Source organism: Streptomyces sp. NPDC058678 (assembly GCF_042714835.1).
Lineage (GTDB): Bacteria > Actinomycetota > Actinomycetes > Streptomycetales > Streptomycetaceae > Streptomyces.
Window position 1 is genome coordinate 1 of record NZ_JBHXSG010000132.1, and the last position, 10,259, is coordinate 10,259.

Consider the following 10,259-nt stretch of genomic DNA (forward strand, 5'->3'; position numbering starts at 1 on the left):
CTCGCCGCCTACACCCACCAAGACATCCCCTTCGAACGCCTCGTCGAAGCCCTCAACCCCGAACGCTCACCCTCACGCCACCCCCTCTTCCAGACGGCACTCAGCTGGAACGACGACGAGGAGCAACAGGCCCTCTCGGCGGCCGCCGGGCTGCCCGGGCTTGAGGTCTCGACGGTGGGGGCCGGGCCGGGTGCGGCCAAGTTCGACCTGCTGTTCTCCTTCGGGGACGCGGAGGACGGGTACACGGGACGGATCGACTACAGCGCCGATCTGTTCGAGGAGGATTCCGTACGTCTCCTCGCCGAACGGATGGTCCGGGCACTGGATGCCCTGGTGGCGAACCCCGACCGGCGCGTGGGGGAGACGGTTCTGCAGAGCGAAGGGGAACTGCACCGGATCCTCGTCGAGTGGAACGACACCGACGTCCCGAGCCGTGCCCGGACCGACGCCTCGCTGTCGGACCGCTTCGAGGCACAGGTCGCCCGCACGCCGGACGCCGTGGCCGTCGTGTGCGAAGGTGCTGAGCTCACGTACGCGGAGCTGAACAGGCGGGCCAACCGTCTCGCGCACCGTCTGGTCGGGCTGGGGCTCGGGCCGGAGTCCCGGGCGGGAGTGCTGATGCGGCGCTCCGCCGACCTGGTCGTGGCGCTGCTGGCTGTGGCCAAGGCGGGCGGGGCGTATGTCCCGCTGAGCGAGACCTATCCGGACAGCCGGATGCGCTGGGTCCTCGACGGTACGGGGGCGGAGATCCTGCTCACCGACCAGGCCCTGCGTCCCCGGGCGGAGGTGGTGGGGCAGGGCGTCCCGCTGCTGGTGGTGGACGCGGAGGAGCCGGCAGGCGGGCGCCCGCAGGACGGCGACCTCGGGCTGGAGATCCAGCCGGACCGGCTGGTGTACGTGATGTTCACCTCCGGGTCCACGGGTGAGCCGAAGGGCGTGTCGGTCACCCACGCCGATGTGACGGCCCTGGCCGAGGACACACGCTGGCTGGACGGGGTGGTGGACCGGGTGCCGCTGCACTCGCCGCACGCCTGGGACGGTTCGACGTTCGAGCTGTGGGCGCCGCTGCTGGGCGGCGGCCGGGTCGTGGTCGCGCCACCCGGCGACCTGGACATCGAGACGCTGCGGCGGGTCATCGTCGAGAACGGGATCACCGCGTTGTTCATGACCACCGGGCTGTTCCGGGTGCTCGCCCAGGAGCATCCGGAGTGTCTGGCGACCGTACGGCAGGTGTGGACGGGCGGTGACCTCGCCTCGGCCAGTGCGATGCGCAGCGTCATGGAGCTCTGCCCGTCGACCCGGGTCGTCCACGTCTACGGCCCGACCGAGACGACGACGTTCTCGACCTGCCACGAGGTCGGTCCGCGTGACGTCGAGGCCGCGGCGGGTGGCGTACCGATCGGCAGGCCCATGGACAACACGCGGCACTACGTCCTGGACGAGGCGCTGCGGCCCGTACCCGTGGGTGTGCCGGGCGAGTTGTACCTCGCCGGTGCCGGCCTGGCCCGCGGCTACTGGGGGCGGCCCGATCAAACGGGTGAGCGGTTCGTTGCCGATCCCTTCGGTTCCGCGGGCACGCGCATGTACCGTACCGGCGACATCGTCAGGTGGAACGCGGCCGGCCGGGTGGAGTTCCTCGGGCGGGCCGACAGCCAGGTCAAGGTCCGCGGGTTCCGCATCGAACTGCCGGAGATCGAGGCCGCATTCGCCGCGCACCCGTCGGTGTCCCAGGTCGCCGTCGTCGTACGGGAGGACCGGCCGGGGGACAAGCGGCTCGCCGCGTACGTGGTGCCGGCCCTCGACGGCGCCGAGCGAGAGCTGCGCGACCATCTGGCGAGGGCGCTGCCCGACTACATGGTCCCGCAGGCGATCGTGGAGCTCGACGCCCTGCCGCTGACGTCCGTCGGAAAGCTCGACCGAGGGGCGCTGCCGGTGCCGGGGCACGCCGCCGAGCCGGGACGTGCGCCGCGCACCGCGGGCGAGGAGACGCTGTGCCGGTTGTTCGCCGAGGTGCTCGGGGTGCCCGAGGTCGGGATCGACGACGGGTTCTTCGATCTGGGCGGCGACAGCATCATGTCGATCCAGCTGGTCAGCCGGGCCCGCAAGGCAGGTCTGCTGCTGTCGCCCAAGGACGTCTTCGAGCGGCGCACGGTGGCCGCCATCGCCGAGACCATGGACGTGGGGACGGAGGCGGCGCGGGCGGAGGAGCCCGGCGCGGGCGTCGGTCCACTGCCGCCGACGCCGATCATGCACTGGCTGCGTGAACGGGGCGGCCCCTTGGACCGGTTCAACCAGTCGACCGTGCTTCGGGTGCCGGCCGGTCTGCGGCTGGAGCCGCTGATCACGGCCGTACAAGCGGTGCTCGACCACCATGACGCGCTGCGTATGCGCGTCACCGAGTCCGCCGACTCGGGCGCGCCGGCCTGCGACATCGCCGAGCCCGGCGCGGTGCGGGCCGGGTCGGTGACCCGCCGGGTGGCCGTCCGTGGGCTGGACGAGGAGGAACGGGAGCGGGTGTACGCGGCCGAGGCGGAGGCCGCCGCGGAACGTCTGGAGCCGGAGCGCGGGGTCATGCTCCAGGTGGTGTGGTTCGACCGGGGTGCCGCACAGCCGGGACGGCTGCTGCTGGTGATCAACCACCTGGTGGTGGACGGGGTTTCGTGGCGCATCCTGCTGCCCGACCTGATGGAGGCGTACGAGGCCGTGGCGGACGGCCGCGTGCCGCGGCTCGGGGCTGTGGGAACCTCGCTGCGCCGCTGGGCCCAGCGACTGCAGGAGGCGGCGCAGAGCCCGGACCGGCTCGAGGAGGCCGACTTCTGGGCGCGGGTGCTGAGCGGTCCGGAGGCGTTGATCGGCTCCGGGCCACTGGACCCCAAGCAGGACACGCACCGCACCGCCGGGCGGCTGCGGCTGGTGCTGCCCGAGGACGTGACGGTACCGCTCCTGACCCGGGTGCCCGCGGTCTTCAACGCCAGGGTCAACGACGTCCTGCTCGCCGCGTTCGCCTGGGCCCTCGACGAGTGGCGGGGCCGGGGCGGGGAGTCGTCTTTCCTGGTGGACCTGGAGGGCCACGGCCGGGTCGAGGAGGCCGTGGAGGGTGCCGAACTGTCGCGTACCGTCGGCTGGTTCACCAGCATGTATCCGGTACGGCTGGCACCAGGTGCCTACGACCGGGCCGAGGCCTGGGCGGGCGGGCCCGCGGCGGGCACCGTGCTGAAGCGGATCAAGGAGCAGCTGCGGGCCGTGCCCGGCTCGGGCATCGGCTACGGCCTGCTCCGCTACCTCAACCCGCGCACCGGGCAGCGGCTTGCCGCCGGGCAGCGGCCGCAGCTCGGGTTCAACTATCTGGGCAGGTTCGCCGCCGAGGGCGCCGAGAGCGCCGACGATGCCTCCTGGACCCCGGAGCCCTGGGGCGCGGGGCCGTCGAGTGAGGCGGACACAGCGCCACTGGCGCACGTGGTCGAGCTCAACTCCCATACAGCGGACGGGCTCGGGGGCGGACGTCTGGTGGCGAGCTGGACCTGGGCGCGGCGCCTGGTGACGGACGACTCCGTGGCGGAACTCGCCCAGCTGTGGTTCCGGGCGCTGCGAGCCCTGGCCGAGCACGCCGAGCGACCGGACGCGGGCGGGCTCACTCCGTCGGACGTGGCCCTGGGGGCGATCACTCAGGAGGAGATCGACGAGTTCGAGGACCTGCTGTAGCAGGGTTTGACGGAAGGGACTGCGGGAGGACGACGGGGAAGGGCCCGTGCCGGAGCGAGAGTGCCGGCACGGGCCCTTCCTGTGTCTTCGGCGCTCCTCGCGGGCCTTCCCGTGTCTTCGACGTCCCTCGCGGCCCTTCCCGTGTCTTCGACGTCTCTGTCGAAAGTCGTAGTGGCGCTCTGTCGATGGACGGAAGACCAGGTCAGGACCCGGCCCATACGGTCAGCGGTATGAACGGACACCTGAGGACGGACTGGCAATGATCACTTTGCGCGCAGTGACGAAGCAGTACGGCACGTCTGTGGCCGTGGACGGCCTGAACCTGGACATCGTCCCGGGCAAGGTCACCGGGTTCCTCGGACCGAACGGGGCCGGTAAGTCCACCACCATGCGCATGATCATGGGTCTGGACAATCCCACCTCGGGTGAGGCACTGATCAACGGCAAGTCCTATGCGGCGCTGACCCACCCGCTGCGTGAGGTCGGCGCGTTGCTGGACGCCAAGGCGCTTCACCCCGGGCGCAGCGCGCACAGCCATCTGCTGGCCATGGCGCGCAGCAACGGCATCCCCCGCAAGCGGGTGGACGAAGTGCTGGAGACCGTCGGTCTCGAGAAGGTCGCCAAGAAGCGGTCCGGCTCCTTCTCCCTGGGCATGGGGCAGCGGCTCGGCATCGCCAGCGCGCTGCTCGGTGATCCGGAGATCCTGCTGTTCGACGAGCCCGTCAACGGCCTCGACCCGGACGGTGTGCGCTGGGTACGCGAACTGATGCGATCGCTGGCGCAGGAGGGGCGCACCGTCTTCGTGTCGAGCCACCTGATGAGCGAGATGCAGCTCACGGCCGACCACCTCGTGGTGATCGGCCGGGGCAAGCTGCTCGCCGATGACACCATCGACCGTGTCATCGCCCGCAGTTCACTGACCGCGGTCCGGGTGCGCACGCCCGACAGCAGCGGCATGGACGCCCTCGTCCAGCGCCTCGAGGCCCAGTCCCTGGAGGTGCAGCGGCACGAGCAGAACGAGATCCTCGTCTCCGGGATCTCGGTCCAGACGGTCGGCGACATGGCCTTCAAGCTGGGCATCCGACTACATGAACTCCGCGTCGTCGAGGCCTCGCTGGAAGAGGCCTACATGGAGATGACGGCCAACAGCATCGAGTACAAGTCGCCCAAGCCCGTGGCCGCGGGCGCAGTCCCGCACCAGGAACAGCAGGAAGTCGAGGCCTGAGCCATGTCGAGCACAACCGTGAGCACGCGCGCGCCGAGGTCGGCCGCACAGCAGGGGGGCGGCGGTACGCTCGGAGCGGTGGCCGCGGAGTGGACCAAACTCTGGTCCGTGCGTGCCACCTGGTGGTGCCTTGCCGGGTCCATCGCCCTGATGGCGATCTTCGCACCGGGACTGGGCGTCAGCATCGCCAACAGCAGTGACAATCAGGACGCCGACATCCCGATCGCCCATCCCATGGTCCTCGCCGTGAACATGGTGCAGTTCGCCGTGGTGGCGCTCGCCATGCTGGCGATCACGACGGAGTACTCCACGGGAAGCATCCGTACGACACTCCAGTGCGTGCCCGTGCGCGGCCGCATGCTGTTCGCCAAGTCGGCGGTCGCCGCCCCGGTGATGTTCGTGATGGGGACGCTGCTGGCCCTGGTAGGGACGGTCACCACCGCACCGCTCCTGTTCGAGCATGCCGACTCCGACATGGGCAAAGCGGTACCGACCATCCTGTCCACCGGTGTCTACATCGCGATGATGGGCGTCTTCGCCATCGGGATCGGGGCCGCGATCCGCAGCGCCGTGGGCACCCTGACGACGGTGTTCATGATCCTCGCGGGTCTGCCGGGTGCCTTGGCGCTCTCCAGCAGTGACTTCACCAAGAAGATCCTGGACTACCTGCCCTCCACAGCCGGCCAGCACCTGATGGATGGCGACACGGAGCCGTACGGACGGATGGGCGCGCTGCTGGTCGTCCTCGTCTGGGTGGTCGCCGCCCAGGTGGCCGGCTACGTGGTCCTGCGCCGACGGGACGCCTGAGCCGATGGCGGCGACTGAGTTCCCCCGCCGGTCGCCGCCATCTTCCCTCTCACCGCATGCGACGATTGCATACGACCGAATTGTTACTATGAGTTGGCTGTGTGAAAGTCACCCAGGACGGCAGCGCCTGCATTCCGGGTCAATCGCTGCGTTTTCGCTTCCTTATCATCGGACCCCCCGTCTGGACAAGCCGATTTAGTCCCGGCTGAAGATTCAGTTGCACTACCGTATCCGATTCGGACTTGTTACTTTGGGACTGCTGGCTCGGCGCGTCACAAAATGACCGCCTGGCTTTGTTGTTCTCGATGGGCGACCGATCCGGTGATACGGCCCTCGGTTGCGCGGTCCTGTGCCAGTGCGTAGTGGGGGAGAAATGCGGATACGTCTGAATCGCAAGAATGTGGAGAATGTGCACATGATGGCCACCCTGGGGCCGGTGTCGGAGGCGATTTTCTCCCTCAGACACGTGGGGGGCCGGGGCGAGCCGGGGTTCAGGGCGTGGGACGAGCAGGTATCCGGCCGGCTCCGGTCGAGCCGGCTCGACCTCGAGGCCATCAGTGCACTGCGGCGGAGTTCCGACCTGACGTGGTTGCTCGCCGGGGACGGAACCACTGACGAGAGGCTCCTTTCGTCGGGCCTCAGGCGCAGCGAAGTCCGCTCGGTCATGGAGCGGTACACCGACATCTCCGTAAACCCCTACTGGCCGCAGATGCTGGCCCACCTGGGCGCCGCGCGCGAGGAGCGGATAGGGGGGGCGCTCGACGGGGGCGAAAATCTGTTGAATTCTTTACATCCGGGGATTTCCTGGAAGCGTCCGTTTCTGGAAATCTCGGGTGGCGAAGGCGTTGAAATTGAACTCAACGCGAAAGGGCTGTTAATAGCTCCGTCAATTTTTCTCGGAGATCGCCCCGCCGTATTTCTGCGTGATGTTGGAGGAACCAGCGAGCTGCCGGTCCTCGTTTTCTCTGTGCGCCCGGCGCCGACCGAGGCGCGCGCCTTGTGGACCACCCAGGGAAAAGACGTGGAGGCGCTGGACGCGCTCATGGGCCGTACACGGGCGCAACTGCTGAGACTGACGCTGGCCGGCGGCACGACAAGTGAACTCGCCCGGAGTGTGGGCACCTCGGCGGCCGCCGTCAGCCAGCACACCGGCATCCTGCGCAACGCGGGCCTGATCCTTTCGGAACGCGACCGCAACACGGTCGTCCATCGCATCACCTCCCTCGGCCGGGCCGTTCTCCATGGGAACTTCCAGGCCGCATCCACGCCGGCCGAACCGGTGCACCTGGCCGAGGCAGCCAGCACCCGAGAGGCCCGCGGACCGCGTCCGAGGCAGCCCTTTGCCGCCTCGCGCAAGAGGCCCGCCCCCGCTCCTCTCCAGGTCTCCGCGGGCAACAATCTGACCTGCCGAGCCTCCTGAACACTCCGGGGCGTCCACCGGCCGCTCAGGGCCCCACCGCTCCGTCTTCTTCACCCGAGGCCCCCGCTCGCGAAGGAGCCGTGGTGCGCCCGCCCCGCGAAGGACGCGCCCCGTCCGCTGTACAGCGGACCGTGCGCCTTCGCCTGCCCGCCTTTCACGGCCACGCTTTCTCGCCTTGGAGATCGCTCTGTGCACGCCACGGCATCCATACCACCGTTCATCGCGTCCCATGCGCTGCTCGTCTTCCTGTTGCAGGTCGGGCTGTTGCTGCTGACGGCACTGCTGCTCGCACGGCTCGCGACACGGCTGGGCATGCCGGCGATCGTCGGTGAACTCTGCGCGGGTCTGCTGCTCGGGCCGACCGTGCTGAGCCGCGTGGCGCCCGACCTGTACGACTGGCTGATCCCGCGCAGCACCGAGCAGTTCCACATGCTCGACGCGGTCGGGCAGATCGGCGTGCTCCTGCTCGTGGGCATCACCGGAGCCCACCTCGATCTGGGGGAGGTCCGAGCCCAGCGCGCCACCGCGATCCGGGTCAGCGTGTGCGGGCTCGTCATCCCCCTCGGCCTCGGCATCGCCGCCGGAGCCCTGCTGCCCGTCGGCCTCGTGGGCGAGGGTGACCGGTGGACGACGGCGCTCTTCCTCGGGGTGGCCATGAGCGTCAGCGCCATCCCGGTGATCGCCAAGACGCTCATGGACATGGACCTGCTCCACCGCAAGGTGGGGCAACTGACCCTGGCCGCGGGCATGATCGACGACGCGTTCGCCTGGGTCATGCTGTCGGTGCTGTCCGCGATGGCCACCACCGGCCTGCGCACCGGCACCGTCGTGTGGGCCCTCGCCGACCTCGCCCTGGTCATCCTCTTCGCGGCGGTCGTCGGCAGACCCCTGATCCGTGGCACCTTCGCGGCCCTGCACCGCCGCAAGCAGGGCCCGCAAACCGCCCTCGTGGTCGTGATCGCCGTCCTGCTGTCCGCGGCGGCCACCACCGCGCTGGGCCTGGAAGCGATCTTCGGGGCGTTCGTGTGCGGCGTCCTCATCAGCCGCTACGGCCACCCCGACCCGGCGGCGTTCGGGGCCCTGCGCAGCATGGTGCTGAGTGTGCTGGCGCCGGTGTTCTTCGCCACCGTGGGCCTGCGGATGGACCTGCTGGCCCTCACCGACACCCGCGTACTGCTCACCGCGCTCGCGTTGCTCTGCGTGGCCGTTCTCGGCAAGTTCCTGGGTGCCTACGTCGGCGCGCGCACCAGCCGGCTCAGCCGGTGGGAGGGGCTGGCACTCGGCGCCGGCATGAACGCACGCGGCGTCGTGGAGGTCGTGGTGGCGATGGTCGGGCTGCGGCTCGGCATCCTCACACCCGAGATGTACACGATCGTCGTCCTGATCGCGGCGGTCACCTCGATGATGGCGCCGCCCATGCTCCGTGTCGCCATGGCCCGGATCGGCCCGCCCGACGCCGACGAACGCCGAAGGCGCGACCAGACCGCGGCGGCACTCCCCACCACTCCCGACCGCCCCGGCAGCGGTCCGGTTCACCAAGGAGGCAGAAGATGAGTCCGCAACACACCGAACAGGCGGAAAGATCCGAGGAGTTCGACGTCGTCGTGGTCGGCGGTGGACCCGGCGGATCCACGGTGTCCACCCTGGTGGCCATGCAGGGCCACCGAGTGCTGCTGCTGGAGAAGGAACGGTTCCCGCGCTACCAGATCGGCGAGTCGCTCCTGCCGTCGACCGTGCACGGCATCTGCAGACTCCTCGGCGTGACCGAGGAGTTGGAGAAAGCCGCGTTCATGCCCAAGCGGGGTGGCACGTTCCGCTGGGGCAACAGCCCCGAACCGTGGACCTTCTCCTTCTCCGTCGCCGCCAACTTCAACGGCCCGACCTCACTGGCGTACCAGGTCGAGCGCATGAAGTTCGACCAGATACTCCTGGACAACGCCCGCGCGAAGGGCGTCGAGGTCCAGGAGGAGTGCGCGGTCGTCGACGTCCTCGAGGACGACGGCCGGGTCAGCGGAGTGAAGTTCACCGACGCGGAGGGCGTACGACGGGAGGTACGCAGCCGCTACGTCGTGGACGCCTCCGGCAACAAGAGCCGCATCCAGAGCAGGGTGGGCGGCAAGCGCCACTACTCGGACTTCTTCCGCAACATCGCGCTCTTCGGCTACTTCGAGGGCGGCAAGAGACTGCCCGCCCCCAACCGGGGCAACATCCTGTGCGCCGCCTTCGACGCCGGCTGGTTCTGGTACATCCCCCTCACCGACGACCTCACCAGCGTCGGAGCGGTACTGCGGCACGACGCCCTGGAGCGAGTCCAGGGCGACCGCGAGAAGGCGCTGACGAGCCTGATCGACGAGTGCCCGCTCATCGCCGAGTACCTGGCCGAGGCCAGGCGGGTGGACAGCGGACCCTACGGCGAGATCCGAGTGCGCAAGGACTACTCGTACTGCCAGGACAGGTTCTGGCGGCCCGGCATGGTGCTGGTGGGAGACGCCGCCTGTTTCATCGACCCGGTCTTCTCCTCGGGCGTCCACCTCGCCACCTACAGCGCCCTGCTGGCCGCCCGCTCCATCAACACCTCGCTCAGCTCCGCGATCGACATCGACGAGACGACGTGCTTCCAGGAGTACGAGGCGCGCTACCGCCGGGAGTACTCCCTCTTCCACGACTTCCTCGTCGCCTTCTACGACATGCACCAGGACGAGGACTCGTACTTCTGGAAGGCGAAGAAGGTCACCAACAGCAACGCCTCGGGACTCGAGTCCTTCGTGGAACTGGTGGGCGGCGGCGCCTCGCAGGAAGGAGCCCTGCTCGACGCCGGATCGTACGTGGCCCGGCGGGAACAGACGTTCAAGGAGTTCTCGGAGCTGATCGACGGACCCGGGGGAGGCGGTGACCGCGACCTGTTCGGCTCGGCCCTGGTCGAATCGGTCCTCGAGGAGGGCGCCAAGATCCAGGTACAGGCCGCCCTGGGGGAGAGCACCGACGACGAGGCCCTGACCGAGAACGCCCTGGTCCCCTCGGGCGACGGACTGCACTGGGCCGAGGGGTTCTAGACCCGGCCGGGGCGAGGGCACGACGAGTGACATGCATGAGGGGTGGCGCGAC

The 10,259-nt window shown here is 69.4% G+C and carries 6 protein-coding genes; all 6 read left to right on the forward strand.

The genetic code is table 11. The features are described from left to right. On the forward strand, nt 1-3,702 hold a 3,702-nt coding region (locus ACFWWR_RS47325), incomplete at its 5' end, for an amino acid adenylation domain-containing protein (RefSeq protein ID WP_383877925.1). Nucleotides 3,703-3,961: 259 nt separating this feature from the next. Next, nucleotides 3,962-4,927: an ABC transporter ATP-binding protein gene (locus tag ACFWWR_RS47330; protein ID WP_383877927.1), complete on the forward strand. Its 966-nt coding sequence runs from the start codon at nt 3,962-3,964 to the stop codon at nt 4,925-4,927. Nucleotides 4,928-5,005: 78 nt separating this feature from the next. After that, complete coding sequence (locus ACFWWR_RS47335; protein ID WP_383877929.1) at nt 5,006-5,734, forward strand: ABC transporter; 729 nt, start codon at nt 5,006-5,008, stop codon at nt 5,732-5,734. A gap of 373 nt (nt 5,735-6,107) precedes the next feature. Next, nucleotides 6,108-7,154, forward strand: coding sequence for an ArsR/SmtB family transcription factor (locus ACFWWR_RS47340; RefSeq protein WP_384310571.1), 1,047 nt, complete (start codon nt 6,108-6,110; stop codon nt 7,152-7,154). A gap of 189 nt (nt 7,155-7,343) precedes the next feature. Beyond that, complete coding sequence (locus ACFWWR_RS47345; RefSeq protein WP_383877933.1) at nt 7,344-8,708, forward strand: cation:proton antiporter; 1,365 nt, start codon at nt 7,344-7,346, stop codon at nt 8,706-8,708. Further along, complete coding sequence (locus ACFWWR_RS47350; RefSeq protein WP_383877935.1) at nt 8,705-10,207, forward strand: tryptophan 7-halogenase; 1,503 nt, start codon at nt 8,705-8,707, stop codon at nt 10,205-10,207. Before ACFWWR_RS47345 ends, ACFWWR_RS47350 begins: the two co-directional genes overlap by 4 nt. Nucleotides 10,208-10,259: the final 52 nt, after the last annotated feature.